At 64.3% G+C, this 18,122-nt stretch carries 13 protein-coding genes; 9 read left to right on the forward strand and 4 right to left on the reverse strand.

Translation table 11 applies throughout. The annotated features are described in order from the left end of the window. The first annotated feature begins 192 nt into the window (after window positions 1–192). From NF876_RS40065 to NF876_RS43750, 5 genes are all read left to right on the forward strand, one after another. Window positions 193–1,038, forward strand: coding sequence for a hypothetical protein (locus NF876_RS40065; protein WP_262273341.1), 846 nt, complete (start codon window positions 193–195; stop codon window positions 1,036–1,038). A gap of 4 nt (window positions 1,039–1,042) precedes the next feature. Next, window positions 1,043–1,855 (forward strand): LssY C-terminal domain-containing protein, encoded by an 813-nt coding sequence (locus NF876_RS40070; RefSeq protein ID WP_173945393.1) that lies wholly within the window; start codon window positions 1,043–1,045, stop codon window positions 1,853–1,855. 252 nt (window positions 1,856–2,107) lie between these two features. Then, on the forward strand, window positions 2,108–3,193 hold the full coding sequence (gene ampH, locus NF876_RS40075; RefSeq protein ID WP_247654225.1) for a D-alanyl-D-alanine-carboxypeptidase/endopeptidase AmpH: 1,086 nt from the start codon (window positions 2,108–2,110) through the stop codon (window positions 3,191–3,193). 81 nt (window positions 3,194–3,274) lie between these two features. Further along, a complete protein-coding gene (locus tag NF876_RS40080) occupies window positions 3,275–4,240 on the forward strand; it encodes a 5'-methylthioadenosine/S-adenosylhomocysteine nucleosidase (protein ID WP_247654226.1) in 966 nt (321 codons plus the stop codon). A 205-nt stretch (window positions 4,241–4,445) separates the two neighbouring features. Then, the gene (locus NF876_RS43750; protein WP_371823125.1) at window positions 4,446–4,715 is read left to right on the forward strand and encodes a DUF6894 family protein; all 270 of its coding nucleotides are present in this window, start codon (window positions 4,446–4,448) and stop codon (window positions 4,713–4,715) included. Between the two features lie 144 nt (window positions 4,716–4,859). Here NF876_RS43750 and NF876_RS40085 read toward each other — a convergent pair whose 3' ends face one another. Beyond that, a complete protein-coding gene (locus NF876_RS40085; RefSeq protein WP_173945391.1) occupies window positions 4,860–5,033 on the reverse strand; it encodes a hypothetical protein in 174 nt (57 codons plus the stop codon). Window positions 5,034–5,036: 3 nt separating this feature from the next. Here NF876_RS40085 and NF876_RS40090 point away from each other — a divergent pair, with 3 nt between their 5' ends. Both NF876_RS40090 and NF876_RS40095 read left to right on the forward strand, forming a co-directional pair. Beyond that, the gene (locus NF876_RS40090; RefSeq protein WP_210806191.1) at window positions 5,037–7,292 is read left to right on the forward strand and encodes a hybrid sensor histidine kinase/response regulator family protein; all 2,256 of its coding nucleotides are present in this window, start codon (window positions 5,037–5,039) and stop codon (window positions 7,290–7,292) included. Window positions 7,293–7,461: 169 nt separating this feature from the next. Further along, complete coding sequence (locus NF876_RS40095) at window positions 7,462–8,472, forward strand: sensor histidine kinase (RefSeq protein ID WP_173945389.1); 1,011 nt, start codon at window positions 7,462–7,464, stop codon at window positions 8,470–8,472. Between the two features lie 299 nt (window positions 8,473–8,771). On the opposite strand, the gene NF876_RS40100 is transcribed toward NF876_RS40095, so the two are convergent. Both NF876_RS40100 and NF876_RS40105 read right to left on the reverse strand, forming a co-directional pair. Further along, a complete protein-coding gene (locus NF876_RS40100; protein ID WP_173945388.1) occupies window positions 8,772–9,143 on the reverse strand; it encodes a response regulator in 372 nt (123 codons plus the stop codon). After that, window positions 9,136–13,215 carry a PAS domain-containing protein gene (locus NF876_RS40105; protein ID WP_247654227.1) on the reverse strand — a complete coding sequence of 1,360 codons (4,080 nt, stop codon included), beginning with the start codon at window positions 13,213–13,215 and terminating at the stop codon, window positions 9,136–9,138. The genes NF876_RS40100 and NF876_RS40105 overlap by 8 nt, the downstream gene beginning before the upstream one ends. Window positions 13,216–13,861: 646 nt before the next feature. On the opposite strand from NF876_RS40105, the gene NF876_RS40110 reads away from it, so the two are divergent. Beyond that, a complete protein-coding gene (locus tag NF876_RS40110; RefSeq protein WP_210806193.1) occupies window positions 13,862–14,221 on the forward strand; it encodes a hypothetical protein in 360 nt (119 codons plus the stop codon). 187 nt (window positions 14,222–14,408) lie between these two features. Here the strand turns inward: NF876_RS40110 and NF876_RS40115 are convergent, their stop codons facing one another. Further along, window positions 14,409–14,834: a hypothetical protein gene (locus tag NF876_RS40115; RefSeq protein ID WP_210806195.1), complete on the reverse strand. Its 426-nt coding sequence runs from the start codon at window positions 14,832–14,834 to the stop codon at window positions 14,409–14,411. A gap of 1,144 nt (window positions 14,835–15,978) precedes the next feature. Between NF876_RS40115 and NF876_RS40120 the strand changes: the two genes are divergently transcribed. After that, window positions 15,979–18,090, forward strand: coding sequence for a S8 family serine peptidase (locus NF876_RS40120; RefSeq protein ID WP_210806197.1), 2,112 nt, complete (start codon window positions 15,979–15,981; stop codon window positions 18,088–18,090). Window positions 18,091–18,122 lie beyond the last annotated feature (32 nt).

Consider the following 18,122-nt stretch of genomic DNA (forward strand, 5'->3'; position numbering starts at 1 on the left):
GTGGTCGGCTACCGGGCGCTGTACGTGGATTATGTCCAGGGCGAGGGCCGGCAGCGCTACGAGTTCGACATGCTCCAGCACGGACCCGTCATCGGCATCAGCGCCAAGTTCTGAACACGGGCCGCGTAGGAGCATGGGCCAGTCCCGACCGAATGCGGCAATCCTGCCGCGGCCGATACAGGGAGCACCCTCATGGGAATTGCACGAGCTGCGATTCGAGCCGGATGGATAGGGATTGTCGCGACAGCGGCGATGATGGTGTGGAACACCGCTCCTCTGGCGCAATCCGCGGATGCGCGATCGGAGGATGGCGGGAGCAGCGATCTCGCCAAGCAGGCGCAGAACCCGGTCGCCGACCTGATCAGCGTGCCATTTCAGAACAATCTCAACTTCCGTGTCGGCCCGCACAAGCAGCAGCAGGACATCCTCAACATCCAGCCGGTGATCCCGATCAAGCTGAACGAGGACTGGAACCTGATCACCCGCTGGATCCTGCCGGTCGTCTCCCAGCCGCCTCTCACCGTCACCGGCGACCGGGAGTTCGGCCTCGGCGATCTGAACCCCACCTTCTTCCTCTCGCCCTCGAAGCCGACCCACGGGATCATCTGGGGCATCGGCCCGACCTTCCTCGTACCAACCGCAACCAACGAGGCCCTCGGCGCGCAGAAATGGGGCGCCGGGCCAGCGGCCGTCGCCCTGACGACTCACGGTCCCTGGGTAGTCGGAGTGCTCGTCAACCAGCTCTGGTCCTTCGAGGGCGGACCGCAGGCAGTCAACCAGACGACGATTCAGCCCTTCGTCAACTACAACTTCTCCGGAGGCTGGTACCTGACCACCTCCCCGATCGCGACGGCCAACTGGGAGGCAAAGCCGCAGGATCGCTGGACGGTGCCGGTCGGCGGCGGGTTCGGCCGGGTGTTCAAGATCGGCAAGCAGCCGGTGAACATGCAACTCGCGGCTTACTACAATGTGGTCCATCCGACCGAGGGTCCGGACTGGCAGCTCCGGGCCCAGGTCCAGTTGCTGTTCCCGAAATGAGGCCATGCCGTCGCCCCGTCACCCAAAGGTGAGAAGCGGCCTGCTGTTGGGCCTGATCCTTCTCGGGCTCTACGGTGTTCTCGCCTACGTGGCCCTGCCATCGGCATGGTCCCACTACGAGCACCAGCGCGGCCTCGAGGGTCAGCCCATGCTGACCCACACGGGACAGGGCATCCCTGGCGATCCACTGAATGTCGGCCTCGTCGGCTCCCAGGAGGATATCGTGCGAGCCATGCACGCTGCCGGCTGGCATCCGGCCGACCCGATCACTTTCCGGACCAGTCTGAAGATCATCGGCAGCGTGGTCCTCGACCGGCCGGATCCGGATGCTCCGGTCAGCCCCCTCTTCTACGAGGGACGACGGGAGGATCTCGCTTTCGAGAAGCCGGTGGGCTCGAGCGCCGACCGTCGGCACCACGTTCGGCTCTGGAACGTTCTGGCGCGCGGGCAGGAAGGCCGCCCCGTCTGGCTCGGTTCGGCGACCTTCGACCGCGGCGTGGGCTTGAGCCGATACACGGGTCAGGTCACCCATCACATTGCTCCGGACATCGATGCGGAGCGTGACGGATTGATTTCCGACCTCGTGCAGGCCGGAATGGTCGAGGTGCGTTATCAGGTGTCGGGAATCGGGCCGACGCTGAGCGGACGTAACGGTGAGGGCGACCCCTACTCCACCGATGGAGAGATCTGGATGGCTGTGCTCGTGACGGCTGGGGAAAAGCGGACGCAGCCTCCGACCGAACTTGCCACTCCAGCCCTCGTCACGGCCAAGGATGCAATCTGGAAGGCTGTGGTGGGCTCATCGCCGCAGCAGTGAAGCGACCTTTTTTGCCTTCTTGAGGTGCTCGGCATCTCCGCCGTCACCATCGCTATCGTCTGCGTTTAGTCTTGGCGATGTTGCACGCCTCCAGACGGAAGAATGACCAAGATGATAGCGAAGAGTCGTGACATGAGCCGACCTTTCACAAAGGCAGGCTTTGGCAATTCGGGATAGGCCTAGCTTCTCCGCCCAAGTTCGGGCAGCAAGCATCTGCTAACATGGCTACACGCGACCTAGCAGGATGCTGCCATGAGGATGTGGGTCACCATCGCCGTTGCTGCCTTTGCAGTCAGCCTGGCTCCCCCTGCCCACGCCCGCGACCGACTCCTCGAGGAGAGCATCAACTTCACGGGCTCCATCCTCTACTACAGCTCTGGGGTTCCTAGTCTCATCATCGGCGCCGTGCGCAACGGCGAGACCGCCGTGGCCGGCTTCGGTCGGACGAGCGATAGCGTCGACCAGGCTCCCGACGGCGACACCCTGATGCGGGTGGGTTCGATCACGAAGGTCTTCACCGGCGCGGTCCTAGCCAGCCTGGTGGCCGACGGGACGGTGCGGCTGACGGACCCGCTCGACAGGCACCTGAATTGGGATGTTGCTGTTCCGACCCGAGACGGTCGTCCGATCCGCCTCATCGACCTCGTCACCCATACCAGCGGCTTGCCGCGGGAGATCGGGCGCCCGCCGAGCCCGCCCGAGGATCCGATGCGGACCCTCACCAAGGAGGCGTTCATCGCCCACCTGAAGCAGGACCGGCTGCTGTTCCCCCCGGGAACAGGGGCACAGTACTCGAACATCGCCTTCGATCTCCTGGCGCAGGCCCTGTCCTCCGCCGCCAAGCGCCCTTACGAGGATCTGCTGCGTGAGCGCGTGCTTCAGCCCGCGGGGCTGACGGCAACAACCTTCTCGCCAACTGAAGCCCAACTCTCGAACCTGATGCAGGGCCACGATATCGATGGCAGCCCGATGCCGGTGGTTCCCACAAGCTCCATGGCGGTCGGTTCGGGCGGTCTCTACTCGTCGACGAACGACATCCTGCGCTGGCTGGCATGGCATCTGGATCGGACGGATGCCACGGGTGCCGAAATCCGCCTCCTTGATCACGCGGCATACGTCCAGCGCGACGGCTTGCGTCCTGTTCTCAGCCTCGACGAATCCGGCCGCATGGATGCCATCGGGCTGGGCTGGATCATTATGCGGCCGGAGGGCGACCGGCCCTTGATCCTTCAAAAGGCCGGCGGCTTGCAGGGGGTGTTTAGCTACACGGCCTTTCGCCGGCCCGGGGCATCGGGGTATTCGTCGCGATCAACAGGTTCAACATCTCAGCCGCCATGACGATGTCCAAGGTGGTCAACGACCTCATCGGCGACCTCGCACCGCGGTGAGGCACGCTGTGCAATCAGAAGTGAGGGGGGAATGTCCCTGACCAACCCGGTGACGCGAGCTCCTGGCGCGAACCAGGATACGATGCGGCGCATTCGTGTCGCGCTTCTTGGTGTGTGGCTGTTGCTCGCCGGTGCACCGCTCGAACCGTTGCGGGCGGCCCCGCGCGATGATGTCCGCCGCACTGCAATCATCTCGGCCTTCCAGCCCGAATGGCTGGCGCTGCAAGCGAGCCTCACAGATCGCGAGGAGCGGGTCGTCAACGAAACGGTCTTCGTAACCGGCAGGATCGCGGGCAAGGCCGTGGTCCTGTTCCTGAGCGGGATCAGCATGGTGAATGCGGCCATGACAACCCAGCTCGCGCTCGATCATTTCACTCTCGACCGCTTGGTGTTCTCCGGTATTGCCGGCGGGGTCGATCCGGCGCTCCAGATCGGCGACGTCATCGTACCGGATGCTTGGTGCGAGTATCTCGAAGCGGTGTTTGCGCGCGAGGTGGACGGTGGCTTTGCATTGCCGCCCTTCGCGGACCGTACGGTACCGAACTTCGGCATGATCTTCCCGCAGCCCGTGGAGGTTGCGCAACGCCCCGGCGTGCCGGAGAAAGTGCTTTGGTTTCCGGTGGATCCCGGGCTGCTCGATCTGGCGAGAAAGCTTCAGGACGAGCCGGCCTTAACGCAGTGCACGGCCAACAATGAATGCCTTCAGCGCCGGCCGCGGCTCGTGGTCGGCGGCAAGGGGGTCTCAGGCCAGGCTTTCGTCGACAATAAGGCGTTCCGTGAATATGTCGGCACGGCGTTCGGGGCATCATTGCTGGACATGGAATCGGCGGCTGTTGCCCACGTCGCCTACGCCAACAAGACGCCCTTCATCGCGTTCCGCTCTCTGTCCGATCTCGCAGGCGGCGGCAAGGATGAGAATGAGGTCGGCACGTTTTTTCAGCTCGCGTCCGACAATTCCGCGGCGACGATACTGGCCTTCCTGAGGTTGCTGCCCTAACGATTCCAAGGGCCCCTTCGTGGCCGCTGTTCCCGACGCCAGCAGACGCTCGGCTTTCATCCGAGGAGTGCCAGGAGCCGAGCCTCCAAACTCCCCTGCCTTGAAATGCCAAAACCAGGCCCTCACGACAGAGAACATTTCATTGGGTGACGATGGGAACCAAGGGACCTGCTTCACGTTGTAAGCGCGGCCGTGAGGACCAGCCATGCCGCGTGATTTCTTTCATATCTCGGACGGACGGCGCACCTACCCCGATCCATGGGGTGTTGCCCTCCCTTCGCTCGAGGCCGCAAGGGCTCATGCCCCTCAGGACGCCCAAGCCTTGTCAAAGAGTTGGATGGCACTCAGCCAGGCCGAATGGCGGCTGACGGTCGCCGATGAGAGCGGAGCCCAACTCCTGAGCATTGCCCTGTCCCAGGCTGCAAGGGCGGACGCTCAGTCAAGGGTCGGTTCCATGATGCTTACAGCAGCCTAAGTGGCGGACGGATCCTCGAATGGACACGCGATCGCTACAAATCGGTCAGTCGTGACTAACGCCACTCTCACCCCTGAAGTGAGGAAGCCGTCGACCAGAGTTGGAGGTCTGTCCCTTCCATCGTTGCAGGCGCTTGCGGCCGCTTCACTGCTCATCCCCCTCCTCTTCTTCGGCTTTGGGGCGTGGCAGAGCTACCGGCAGCATCTGCGGGAAGCCGAAGCGACTGTCAGGCGAGCCACCGATGTACTGGCAGAGCACGCACTGCGTGTGTTCGAGTTGCAGGAACTGCTCATCAGCCGGGTTGATGATCGTATCCAAGGTATGTCCTGGGACGACATCGCCGCCTCCGAGGATTTGCATCGCTGGCTGCTACAACTCGACCAGAACCTCCCGATCGTCGATGTGATCTGGCTGATCGACCCAGAGGGCCGAGGCCGCAACAGCAGCCGGTACTTCCCGGCCCCTGACACCTCCCGTGTCGGGGATCGGGACTACTTTCAGGCTCTCAAGGACCGACCATCGGGAACCTACATCGGCGAACCGCGGCTCGGACGCTCCAGCCCCGGCTTGTTCTTCAATGTCGCGCGGCGGCGAACGGCTGAGGCAGGCTTCGATGGGCTGATCGTGACCTCCCTGGATCCGGCTTACTTTGCCGGCGCCCTGAAAAGCTTGTCTCTCAGCCCCGATGACTCGTTCTCGATCATCAGGGACGATGGGACGATCTTGGCTCGAGGCCCCCAGCCCCTGAGCAAGCCCATGCGGCTGACGGCAGAGAGCGGCCTGATGCAGGCGATCCAGAGGGGAGCGGACACGCCCTACCGACAGGTGGCTCAGCTCGATGGAGTCGAGCGCCTGTATGCGAACAGGAAGCTGCCGGGCTATCCTGTCTATGTCTCGTATGGGCGCTCACTCCAAGCCGTGCTCGCCGGCTGGCACAAGGATCTTGTGCTCTCTGCCGGTCTGGCATTTGCCGTTGCCGGTTCACTCTCAGGCATCACGTTCCTGGCAATCCGGCAGACCCGTCAGCGGCTTGCAACACAAGCACGGTTACAGGAGAGCGAGGCTCGCATCCATGCCCTGCTTCAGGAAGCGCCTGTCGGCCTTCTGCTGACCCGGGTCAATCCGGATAGCTCCCTGACGATCGAAGAAATGAACCCGGCCCTGGCGGCAATCACAGGATGGTCGCGTGAGCAGGTGATCGGCAGAAGCCCTCGAGACGCCTTCCCAGGCAGCATCGGAGCCACAATCGAGGAGCATTACCGTGAGTGCCTCACGTCGAGGCAACCTGTGGAGTATGAGGTCGAAGGTGAAGGGCCGTCCGGCCCCTATATCCGACACGCGGTCGTGCGACCGATCATCGATGCGACCGGACGGGTGACAAAGCTGCTCGGCACTTCCATGGATGTCACCAGGGCGCGCGAGCTGGAGGAGCAGTTGCGGCGCGCTCAGAAGATGGAGGCGGTGGCGGCTCTGGTGAGCGGTGTCGCCCACGACTTCAACAACCTGCTGACGATCATGCTGGGCAATCTCGATCTAGCCCGCCGGGCGAAGGAGGATCGCAAGCCCCGCCTGATTGAGAACGCCATTCAGGCGATCGATCAGGGGCGGAAATTGACCGGACAGCTTCTCGCCTTCGGCCGTCGGCAGGCGCTCAAGTCCGAGGTCATCGAGATCCCGTCCCTGATGGCCGCCACCCACGACATGCTGGCGCAATCCCTGCGCGGGGACATCTCCATTGAGCTGAATCTTGCAGAAGATCTCTGGCCCGTACAGGCCGACGCCTCTCAACTCCAGGTCGCCCTCATCAATCTGGCCGTCAACGCTCGCGATGCAATGCCGAAAGGCGGCTCGTTCGTTGTGACGGCACAGAACTTGGTACTGCGTGACGGCGGCCTGACCGAGGCTGTCGCGATCACCGTCAGCGACACGGGAGCCGGCATCCCGCGCGAGGTGTTGACGCGGGTCTTCGAACCGTTCTTCACGACCAAGGAGGTGGGACGAGGATCGGGCCTCGGATTGGCACAGGTATATGGCTTCGCCCAGCAATCCGGCGGCTCAGTCGACATCCGCAGTGAGCCCGGTCGAGGAACGACAGTCACACTGTATCTGCCTCGGGCCGCGCGGCAAGACGACAGCCAGCTCCCCAGCGCGCATGAGCAGCAGGATAGCGTCCGGCGCAAGCTGCGCGTTCTGCTCGTCGAAGACAACCCTGAGGTCGCAGAGGTCGGACGGATGCTGCTGACCGAAGCCCAGCATGACGTCCGGGTGTGCGGATCCGTTGCGGAGGCCCTGGCCGTCTTGGAGGCGGAAGCGTTCGATCTGGTCTGTTCCGACCTGGTCATGCCGGGCGGTCAGGATGGACTTGATCTTGCCCGCACGGTGCGTGAGCGGTGGCCGTACGTCCCTGTGCTGCTGATGAGCGGCTACAGCGACGCCACAGGGGCTGCCATAGAAGAAGGCTTTCCTCTTCTCACGAAACCTTATGCCCCGAAGGCTTTTCTCGCGAAGGTCGACGAGGCTGCGTCTGGAAAGCCAGCATCTGGCAGGGTGGTCCGTCTTGTTCAACCGGGCCGATAATCGTCCGAGCGGGGTCAGACAGCAAACTTTCCCGGCCTTGAGAATGGTCTAATGCGTGATGATTGAGGCCCTGAGGTTAGGCCGAACGAAGCTTAGCGTCATCCGTTCCGGCATTTTGCCCCTCCCTCAATGGGAACCTCGGCCGTCGGAAAGGCTTGACGGCTCGGACATGCAGGCATTCTTCACCTATACCTTCCTCACGCGAAGCTGGCCGGTCTGGGCCCGTTATCTAGGCGCGACGCTGGTCGTCCTGATCATGCTGGTGCTGCGCATCGGCCTTAGCGCGTACCTGCCCGCGTTCCCCTTCCTGCTGTTCTTCATGGCCATTATCGTCAACGCCGTCCTGTTCAACCGGGGCAGCGGCTTCTACACGGTCGCACTGAGCGCTGTTCTGGCGGACTACTTCTTCCTTGAGCCGGTCGGGAGCCTTAGGATTGAGGATCATCGGGCCACCCTCGGCCTCATCCTGTACCTCGTGATCGGGTTCACCACGGCAGGGATCATCGAGGCCCTGCACACCACCGCCCACGGGCTCACGCAGGCGAACAGACGGCTCGCAGCCGCCGAGCAGGAGAAGGATCTGCTCCTGCGGGAAGCCGGCCACCGGATGAAGAACGACCTCATGATGCTCACGGCGCTGGTGCGGCTCCAGGAGCGGACGGTACACGACCCATCAGCGAGGTCGGCCTTGACCTCCGCGGCCGACCGCATCCACGTCCTCAGCCGGGTGCAGGAGCGCCTGCGGCTGGGCGAGGGCACCAGCGCGGTCGTCAACGCCGCCGACTTCATCACCGAGCTCTGTGACGACCTGAAGGCCGCACTGGTGGACCTTCGGCCGATCGCAATCACCGTGCGGGCAGAGCGTCATCTGCTGCCACAGGAGCGCGTGGTCCCTGTCGGGCTGATCATCAATGAGCTGCTGACGAACAGCCTTAAATATGCCTTTCCCGACGACCGTGGCGGCACAATCACGGTCGATTTCAGCCGCCGGGGAGACACCTTCAGGGTCGCCGTTGAGGATGACGGAATCGGATTGACCCCGGAGAGCAGGCCGAGACCATCGGCGGGTCTCGGGACGCGCCTGATCCGCTCCATGGCGGCCCAGCTCGGCGGCACCATCGCAACCGATGGGGACGGCACCGGCACGAGCGTCATCGTCCGATTTCCTGTGGATCCCTGAAGCGTCCTGTTGCGCGCACAGTCGCGCCGGAGAATGCAACGACGCTTTCGAAAGCACGACATCGTCGCATCGTGCGTCTTGTCTGGTGGCGCTCATCCGCCAGGGGCGGCTCGGCCTCGCGACCTTGTCTGAGCCAAGCTTGATCCACGACACAGGCAATCCTGAGAACTGCTTTGGGTCGGATTGGGCCCTTAGGGGATGCTGTGCGAAGGTCGGCTGCCCTCACCGAAGTTCGACCCAGGTCAGCCCCACGCGAGGAGCGATCCTGTCCACCAATAATCCAGTCCGTTGATGCAACATCAATTGAAGAGCACAAGAGCGAGGTGGCGCAGGTCGACCGGCTTGTCACAGCGGGGCACGTCCTTGTAGGCCTCCGGCAGCGCCCACTGCTCGTAGCCGGTTGCCAGCACGAAGGGGATGGTGCGCTCGCGCAGGACGTCGGCGACCGGATAGGCTTTCTCGCCTCGGAGGTTCACGTCGAGGATCGCCGCGTCGATGCTCATTTCCGTCGCCAGCAGCCTCAGCGCATCCGCCACACTCGGCACCGGGCCGATTACCTGGGCCCCCGCCTCTTCCAGGTCGCACCGCAAGTCCTCGGCCATCATGTACTCATCCTCGACCACCAGGATGCGGCGGCCGCGCAGGGCAGAGGCAGTCAGAGGATCAGGCATGCTCCGCCTCCCAGTGCATGGTGGAGATCGGCAGGGTGATCGTGCAACGCACCCCTTCCGGCGTGAGTTCGTACGATGTGTCGGCACCGAGCTGATAGGGAAGTGACCGCTCGATCAGTTCACGCCCGGAGCCCCTCCGGTAAGGTTGCCCTCGGGCAGGCGGGGGCACAGTCACGCCGCTCTCTTGCCACTCCACCCGCAGGCGGGGCTCCCCGTCCTGTCCGGGAACCAGGCCCCAGCGGATGGCGAGGCGCCCCTCCGGACGGGAGAGCGCCCCGTGCTTGACCGCATTGGTGGCGAGCTCATGCAGCCCCAGCGCGAAGCTCTGCACTGTGGCGGAGCGGAGGCGTATGCCTTTCGGTCCCTCCAGCGTCACCTGCTCATGTCCCTCGCCATCCACGACCCCATGCCCGGCGAGTTCCGTCCGGATCAGTTCGTCGAAGCTGATGCGGTCACGCTCGTTGAGCTGCGACAGCAAACCGTTCACCCGCCCGAGCGCACCCATGCGGTCACGGAAGCGGCCCCGGAATTCGTCAAGAGAGGAGCTGGTGGCCAGCGTCCGGTCCGCAATGGAGCGCACCACGACGATGAGGTTGCGGGTGCGATGCTGGAGTTCGGCCACCAGCACCTTCATTCGCTCGGCAATTTCCTTCTTCTCCGTCACGTCCTTGGCATAGCCGCCGATGCGCTGGACCTTCCCCTGCATGTCAAAGAGCGGGAAGTCGGTGTTCTCGATCCAGCGGATTCCTCCATCCGGATGCAGGAGGCGGAACTCATGAGTGATCCGCTCCCCTCGGCGCACACACTCCATCTTCTCCAGAGCCATGTCACGGTCCTCCGGGTGGATCAGCTCTCCCCATTCGCCCAGGCCTTCCGCTAGGACCTTCTGCCGCGGGTGTCCGTACACCCGCTCGAAGGCCGGGTTCAGGTATTCCATCGTCATGGTCTGGGCGTCGCGGATCCACAGCACATCCGAGGAGGCATCGGCAAACTGCCGGAATCGCTCCTCGCTCTCGCGCAGTGCTGCCTCGGCGCGGGCGCGCTCGATGCGCGGGAAAACGCGATTTGCAATCTCCTGCAGGAGCTCGATTTCGTCCGCGCGCCACGTTCGCGGTTCTCTGGTGGTAACCGTGATGTTCGCTATCCAGCGCCCCTGCTGCTGGAAAGGAACGGTGATGAAGGCGCCGAGCTTCAGCCTAGCGTAGGCGTCTGCGTCCGCCCGCTCGTCACGCGCGGTGTCGCAAACGATAACCGTTTCGCCCGCACGACCGGCGCGGGCGAACTCATCGCCAAAATAGTCCGCCAGCCGAAATGTCTGCTTGAGACTCGGCACATCGGTGGCATTCCAGCCATGATGAATGGTGGCTTCGTTGTTGACTTCATCGACATCCGCAAAAATGCAGCCCGAAGCGTGCAGGAAGTGGCCGAGGCGCGCACCCACCGTCTGGATGATCTCGTCAGGCGACGACAAAACAGATAGGTCCTGGCCGATCTCGGCCATCAGTTCGGCATTCCGTTCGCGGCGTTTGCGTTCGGTAATATCTTCGTAGAGGGCAAAAAACCGATCGCTCTTGGTCGGATAGACGTAGCATTCGTACCACCGGCCCAACGGAGCGACTTCGTACTCGCGCCGCTCCGGCACACCGGCGTCGACGATCTTCTCGTACATCTCGAACTGCGATTCCTCGATGCCCGGAACGGCCTCGCGCGCCGTCCGCCCGACCGTCTCGGCGACCTTGAGGCCGCTAAGACGCTCGAGAGCGGGGTTCAACGCGATGTATCGAAGATCGGTCGCATGTCCGTCACCGCCGCGGATGAGCTCGCATTCGGCATATCCCTGGCCGAGGGTCTCGAACAGCGACCGGTACTTCTCCTCGCTCTCGCGCAGCTTCGCCTGGGCAACCGCATCCCGGAGACGGACGACCTCTTCCTGCGCCTTCTTCCACTCGGTGATCTCCTTCGTGGTGGTCGCCACGCCGTCGCCGAGCTTCACGACGGACTGGTAGAACCAGCCGTCGAACTGCTCGTGCACGTAGTGCCGCTCGGCCTGCTCTGGCCTGCCCGTCTCGGTGACACGCTTGAAGGCGCCGAAGATACCTTCTTGGACGACGCCGGGGTTGCGTGTGAGCAGGCTCTCGCCCTCGACTTTGCCATACCTGCTCTCAGAGGTGTGATTGTTGAGCACCCAGCGAAAGTCGACGATCTCGCCAGCCCCGTCCCGGACCGCCTCGAACACCTGGATCATATCCATTGACGAGTCCATCGTCGCCTGGAGGAGATCGCGGCTCGCCTGAAGATCAGCCGTGCGCTCCCGGACCTGTTGCTCGAGTTCACCACGGTAGCGTTCCTCCGCTTCGCGCAGCTTCTCTTCGACCTTGCGCTTCGCGGTCACGTCGACACCGGTGCCGAACCACTCCACGATGTTTCCGTCAGGCCCGAGGATCGGAACGGCGCGCGACAGAACCCAGCCCACTCCACCGTTGACTTGGCGCACGCGGTGCTCCAGCTCGAAAAGAGACTTGGTGCGGATCGCCTCCTCGATGGCGGCGAAGATCACCGGCTGATCTTCAGGCAAGAGATAAGTGTCGGCCCAGTCCGCGACCGGTTCGACCGTATCGGCCAGCATGCCCTCGCCCGAGAGCTGATACATGTGCCGCCAGTCCGGGCTCATGCGATACATCATGTAGCTGCCGGCGGTGGCGAGAGCCCGGAAGCGCTCCTCGCTCTCACGCAGAGCTTCCTCGGCTTTCTTGCGTTCCGTGATGTCGAAGACAAGGGCATAGAAGCCGTCAACTTCGCCGGACGCGGCGAAGTGCGGAATGTAGTTCTCCTCCGTCCAGCCCCAGAGGTTCGGATCGGCCGCCCTCCAGCCCTGATCCTCGCACCGCACTGTCTCGCCGGCCAGCGTCCGCTCCATCCACGGTTTCAAACTCGCGAAGATACGCTCGCCTGCGATTTCCGCCACGGTGCGGCCGATAATCCCTTCCTTCGGCCGCTTGAAGAACCGGCTGAACTCCTCGTTGATGGCACGATAGCGAAACTCGCGGTCGTAGAAGCCGATCATCGCCGGGACGTTGTCCATGATGACGCGCAGGCTTCCTTCGCTCTCGCGCAGCGCCTCTTCTGCACACGCCCGCTCCATTGCCGCCCAGGTGCGCTCCGCCACTTCTTCCACAAGGGTAATCTCGCCTCGCGTCCAGCGCCGAGGCTGCGCTGAAATCGCAACCATGGACCAGAGCGGATGGCTCTCGCCCTTACGAAGTGTCGGAGCCACCATGGCACGCATCCCGAGGCTACGGCTATTGTGCTTCTCGGCGTCCGATAGGCCCTGTCGTTCGAAGTCGTCCTCGATCACGAAGGTCCGGTCGTGTAAGGCTCGAAAAGCTTCGGGGAAATCGGACAAGACAAACATTTCGGGCAGCGGCGGCACACGATCGTTCCCCAACTGGTGGGTGACGTCGGCGCGGTTCTCATCCAGCCGGTAGACCGTGATGTAGCTGCGGTCGAGCTGCATCTTCGCAATCAACATCCGAAGCGCACAGTTCGCGATGGCGTCCGCGTTTGGCTCGGCCCGTAGTGCGTCGCTGAGCTTCAGCAGGAACGCCTGCCGCTCCTCGCTTTCGCGCAACGCAGCCTCGGCGCGCAGGCGGCCGCCGACCTCGAACCCCGTCATGTGCGCGTAGGCGACGCGGCCCTGCTCGTCACGGAGCGGGATCAGGACGGCGTCGAAGATGTTCGAGGCGGCCTCGCCTTCGCCGCGCGTATCGAGCGGCTGGGCGGTGACCTGGATACTTTCCCCCGTGAAGACGCGCTCGTAGAGGGGCGCGACCGTCCTCCACCCTTCAGGAAAGGTTTCCGGCAGAGGGCGTCCGAGTGCAGCGGGATGGCGGGTTCCGTATAATACCGCGGCCGCGTCATTGTAGATCAGGATCCGGTCGGGCCCGCACACGAGGGACGAGACGAGCGGGCTTGCGAGCGCCATCTCGACGGCCGTACGCAGCGCCTGCGGCCAAGTCTCGGTCGGACCAAGCGGGGTTGCCGTCCAGTCGTGATCACGCATGCGGCCGGCCATCTCTCCGCCTCCGAACGGCCAAGCCGCTGCGGCTCGGTCGGGAAAAGCGTCTGCGGTGTGGCGTTTGTCCATGGGAGATCAGCGCTCCGGGTTGCTCTTGCCCTATGGGGGTTGCCGCCGAGGCAACCAATGAGCCAACCATGAACGGAAAAACCCGTTCCTCAAAGGGAGCGGGTCGGCCGGGCTGGGGCGGGGAAAGCCCTCTTGGGTCCAAAATGAGGAGTAGCTGGTGTCGACGCGAAGATCAGCTCATCCCGGCGGTGCGGATGGAAGGCCAAGGTCGGCCATTCCGCTCGTGAACGTCCTTGGAGGCTGCCGCGTCGTTGAAGGGGCGGCGTTCGGGCGCGCGTCGTCGCATTGAACGCGTGTCTGTCTCAGAACGTTCAAAGATTGTCCTCATCGGTCAAGCGGCCCTCCGGCGATCAGGCATGATCCGACCTGGGAGGCCTTTCCCGCTCTTTCCCTTCATCCCTTGTCGAGGCCTCCGGCTGAACTCGGCCCCGTTCGGACAAGACTGGACGGGGCTCTTTCCGCAACCCGACCGTTCCGTCGGAGATCCCGCAGGCATGCAGGTGGTCATTGGCCAAGGCCACTGCACACCGCGACAATGTCTGCAACGACGGCTTTCGAGAGAGGAGGACGTCCGATGCACCATTCATCCGTCATCATCATGATCGCCGCCGCGGCCCTCCTGGTCCTTCCCCAGGACGTGGAGGCTCAGAATCGCCGACGCCAGACCCTTGAACAAGGCGACCCGCTGGTCCTGCGCGTGACGCCGAGGAGTTTCCTGGACCCGGGCACGGTGGTTCCTGTCGGATCGATCGACCCGGGCATCAGCGGCTACGGGCAAACGCAGGCCTATCTTCTAAACCCACCCTATGCGTCGAACCGTGAGCGCTTCGGGCAGGGTGTTCTGCCGGACCCGATCACGAACGGGCCCTTCGTGGGATCGCGCAACCCCTTCGGACCAGTCGATTTCGTCGCGCCCCGCAGCTTGGCGCGATGAACGAGCATGAAGTGTCGACCAGGCGACAGGCGTCTCATGAGGGCTGGACAAGGCTTCGAGGGCGCTATGGGGGCGCGACCCGGCGTCCCCATACCGGCGGGATGCGAGGCCACCCACGGATTCCTGACATCGTCATCGACGATGGGTTGCACCACGCGTCGCGCAATGCCACGACCGTGACCGTCGTTCAGTGGGCGCACTCCACGGGAACCCGATAGGTGCCGTCAACGAGGATCGTGCGACAGGGCACCCCGTTGATGATCTGAACCTCGTTCGGCGCGGCATAAGGGAAAATCGAGTTGGGCGTGCCAGAGATCGGTCGGCCCACAAAGGTGCGTCCGCTTCCTTCCTCGACCCGGATGCTCCCCGTTGAACTCGGCTCGAAGGTCCCTGTCGCGACCCGACCGGCGCATTCCACTGGAACGCGCATGTTGCTGCCCTGAACGAGAACCGTCCGGCACGGCACCCCGTTGATGATCTGAACCTCGTTCGGAGCCGCGTAGGGGAAGAGCGAGTTGGGCGTGCCCTGGATCGGATTGGGCTGCGATTGGGCAGAAGCGAACCCTGCGCAAGCCGTCAACGCTCCACCGATGAGCATGGTCAGAATCTTCATGGAAACCTCCTCTCCGCAGGATCACAAAGCCTGAGGCACGGATGGAGTGCTGCGGATGCATCCGTGTGGCACAAAGGGCGCCTGTCCGACCGGTCTTATCGACTCAGGCATCCGGGACTGGCAAACAGAGTGGCGTCGACCCGTGTGAACTGACAATGCGCCGAGGATAGGGGCAACGTGATCGTGACATTGTTGGCCGAGGGGCCAAGTGGCGCCACAAGCTCGATCGGATCGAAGGCGTTTCTTGGCTCATAGGTCGAGCCGATGAGGTAGAGCGGGACCCGACCAAAGGAATTGCGCGGCCTCACTCTCAGGACGAGAGGATCGCCTTGCCTAACCTGGCGATCCCGCGGTTGAGCCTCTGCATGCAACGGGACGGCCGTGCACGCGACAGCCGCAACAGCAGCGAGAGCAGATGTGCAGCGCATGAGCTGTCCTCCTCAATGCGAACATGTCGGTGTCGGGACGGCCTTGGGCTCCAGGTTGGCTCTGGTTGTCCTTGGCTGCTGGCTTTATGACCATGAGACTACCCGATCCCGACGCTGGTGCTTGACCCTCAGAGCCATCGACTTGACATCCCGGGACACGAGCAGCCTTTATTCCACCGTTCGAGAGTTCCGGCCTCCAGCCTCGCCGATCTGATCGAAGCCGAGGGCCGTGCCCAGGATTGCCGGGCGGAGCCGGAGCCGGAATGCTCGCGTGACGGCGCTCGCCTCGGAATAGCCGAGGGTTGTGGCAATCCGGCTGAGGTTCGATCTCAGGTAGGGTGGGTCGGTTTCCCGACCCTGGCGTTCAACACCAGGAGCGGCCTCGGCTGGAAGAGGACGGGAGCTTCGACATCGCGTCGAATACCGGCATCGCAGTCTATCGCAAGGATACACAAAGGGTTGTTACGGGGCTCACGACGGGGTGGCATCCGCCACGATCCATGCTGCCGAGCAGACGGCACAAGCCCGATCCCATGGTCAAGCTAACCATCGGACACATTTCGTGATTGGTTCGCTCCGGTTCATCTCGGATAGTCTACATGACATGCAATTTTGTGGATGGTCCGAGCAACTTTTTAGGCCCCATCACGCGTTGACAAGCGGGTGGACCTGCAACGGCCAAGTTTACGGCTGAGTTGCCGGCACGAAAGGGAACCATGACACGCTGGTGGCGACATACCCTTGTTGCGGTGGCTGGCCTTGCTGTTGCCCTCCCCGTCCGCATTCAGCTGGATCTTGGCCATGATTCAGGTCTTCCCGTCGCAAGCGGAGCTGCGTTCGCCAAAGGCGGCGGTGGAAACGGCAATGGTGGCGGCAACGGTGGCGGGAACGGCAACGGCGGCGGCAACGGGAATGGCAACGCAGGCGGGAACGGCGGGGGCTCGGCCGGCGGTGGCGCAGGAAACGGGAACGGCAATTCGGATGGCGGACGCGGCGGGGCCGGAGGTCCCGGGAACGGTAATGCCGGAGGAAACAGCAACAGCGGCGGCAACGGAAACGGCGGCGGGAAGAGCAATGGTGCGGCCGGCGGCAGCGCAGCAAGCGGCAATGGCAACGGCGGCAGAGGCAATTCGAATGCCGGTGGTCTTGGCGGCGGCGTAGGCGGCGGGTCCGGCCGGGGCAATGCGGGAGGCGCCGGGTACGGAGGCAGCCTCGGCGGCGGAGCCAGCGCTGGCGGCGGCCTTGGTGCGGGCAAGGGCAACAGCAATGCCGGCGGCAATGGCAGCAAGGCCAATGCCGGAACGAGCGGCAGCGTCAATTCCGCCAACGGAGCCGTTGCGGGTGCGAGCCAAGGCCTTGGCAGCGGACCTGTGAAGGTCGGCCCACTGCATGCCGGTGCTGCATCGAACGGTGCCAATCCCCGCTCCAATGACAGAGCCCGCGCGAGCGCCGGCAAGACATCGGCGGGCCGAGGCAAGGCCACCGCATCCGGATCGACGACACCCGGCACGGCCAAGTCTGCAGGCAAGTCTCCCGCGAAGTCTGCGGCCAAGTCCGCGACGCGAACGCCGGCCGCACGGGCGGCTGTTCCGGCCAAGGTCAAGCCGCTCAGCCCCCTCCCGGTCGCCGAGGACATCGACCGGCGGCCCAAGCCACGGCAATCGACACGCTCCATCGTGGCGTCGGGCCTGTCGCCCGAGAACCTGGCCCGGTTGACCGCTCAGGGTTTTCGCATCGAGGCCAGGACCCAGGGCAGCATCGCCGCCCAAGTGGTCAGGCTGCGGGCCCCGGCTGGCCTGTCGGTCGCCCAAGCCCGGCAATTGGTCCGTCTCGCCGATGCGCGGGCCTCGGTGGATTTCGACGAATTCTATTACCTCGACGAGCACCCGCCCGCCTGCACGGGCGCCGAGTGCCTGGTCCAGCCTCCCGTGAACTGGGCTTCGCTCGTGAAGTGGTCCGACGCGGAGACGCCCCAATGCGGCCCGGCTCCCCTCATCGGCCTGATCGATACCGGGGTGAATGTCGAGCATCCGGCCTTGAACGGGCAAGCAGTCCAGATCATCGCCCAGCCGGAGCGCCATGCGGTCCCGTCGCTGCAGGATCACGGCACGGCGGTCGCGGCCCTTCTCGTCGGACGGCCGACAAGCCGGACGCCCGGTCTCCTGCCGCAGGCGCGGATCATGGCCGTCGATGCCTTCTACCGGGATGGCGGCACGGCCGACCGGACCGACGTGATGACCCTCGTGGCCGCCATCGGGACCCTGGCGGAGCGCGGGGTCCGGGTCATCAACATGAGCCTGTCGGGGCCGGCCAACGAGGTTCTGCAACAGGCCGTCGCAGCGGCCCAGGCCAAGGGCATCGTGTTCGTTGCCGCCGCCGGCAACAACGGTCCCGGGGCCGAGCCGTCCTACCCGGCAGCCTATCCGGGCGTCGTCGCGGTGACGGCCATCGACCACGACCTCAACGTCTACCGGCGCGCCACCCGTGGCCCCTATGTCGACCTGTCCGCTCCCGGGGTGAACGTCTGGACGGCCTCGGCGGAGGGCAGCGGCGTGCTGCGGACGGGAACCTCCTACGCGGTGCCGTTCGTCTCCGCTGCCGCAAGCCTGGTGATCGCATCGAACCCCACGCTGGACGTCAAGGAGGTCCAGTCACGCCTCGAGCAGCATACGCGTGACCTCGGCCAGCCCGGGCGCGATCCCGTCTTCGGCTTCGGCCTGATCCAGATGGCAGGCCTCTGCGCGCCGCCGGCGTCCGCGCCGGCCGTTGCCGCGGCTCCGGGGCAGTCCTCCGATGCGTCGGCTCAGGGGTTGGTGGACCAGCCGTGATCGGCCGGCGCGCGTGCGGCGGACCGGCGCTC

This window comes from Microvirga yunnanensis (genome assembly GCF_025460875.1).

Bases quoted from the DNA above. Each gene is read 5' to 3' on its own strand.
- NF876_RS40065 (WP_262273341.1), top strand. From the start codon at position 193: ATGGGAATTGCACGAGCTGCGATTCGAGCCGGATGGATAGGGATTGTC.
- NF876_RS40070 (WP_173945393.1), top strand. From the start codon at position 1,043: ATGCCGTCGCCCCGTCACCCAAAGGTGAGAAGCGGCCTGCTGTTGGGC.
- ampH (WP_247654225.1), top strand. From the start codon at position 2,108: ATGAGGATGTGGGTCACCATCGCCGTTGCTGCCTTTGCAGTCAGCCTG.
- NF876_RS40080 (WP_247654226.1), top strand. From the start codon at position 3,275: ATGTCCCTGACCAACCCGGTGACGCGAGCTCCTGGCGCGAACCAGGAT.
- NF876_RS43750 (WP_371823125.1), top strand. From the start codon at position 4,446: ATGCCGCGTGATTTCTTTCATATCTCGGACGGACGGCGCACCTACCCC.
- NF876_RS40090 (WP_210806191.1), top strand. From the start codon at position 5,037: ATGTCCTGGGACGACATCGCCGCCTCCGAGGATTTGCATCGCTGGCTG.
- NF876_RS40095 (WP_173945389.1), top strand. From the start codon at position 7,462: ATGCAGGCATTCTTCACCTATACCTTCCTCACGCGAAGCTGGCCGGTC.
- NF876_RS40100 (WP_173945388.1), bottom strand. From the start codon at position 9,143: ATGCCTGATCCTCTGACTGCCTCTGCCCTGCGCGGCCGCCGCATCCTG.
- NF876_RS40105 (WP_247654227.1), bottom strand. From the start codon at position 13,215: ATGGCCGGCCGCATGCGTGATCACGACTGGACGGCAACCCCGCTTGGT.
- NF876_RS40110 (WP_210806193.1), top strand. From the start codon at position 13,862: ATGCACCATTCATCCGTCATCATCATGATCGCCGCCGCGGCCCTCCTG.
- NF876_RS40115 (WP_210806195.1), bottom strand. From the start codon at position 14,834: ATGAAGATTCTGACCATGCTCATCGGTGGAGCGTTGACGGCTTGCGCA.
- NF876_RS40120 (WP_210806197.1), top strand. From the start codon at position 15,979: ATGACACGCTGGTGGCGACATACCCTTGTTGCGGTGGCTGGCCTTGCT.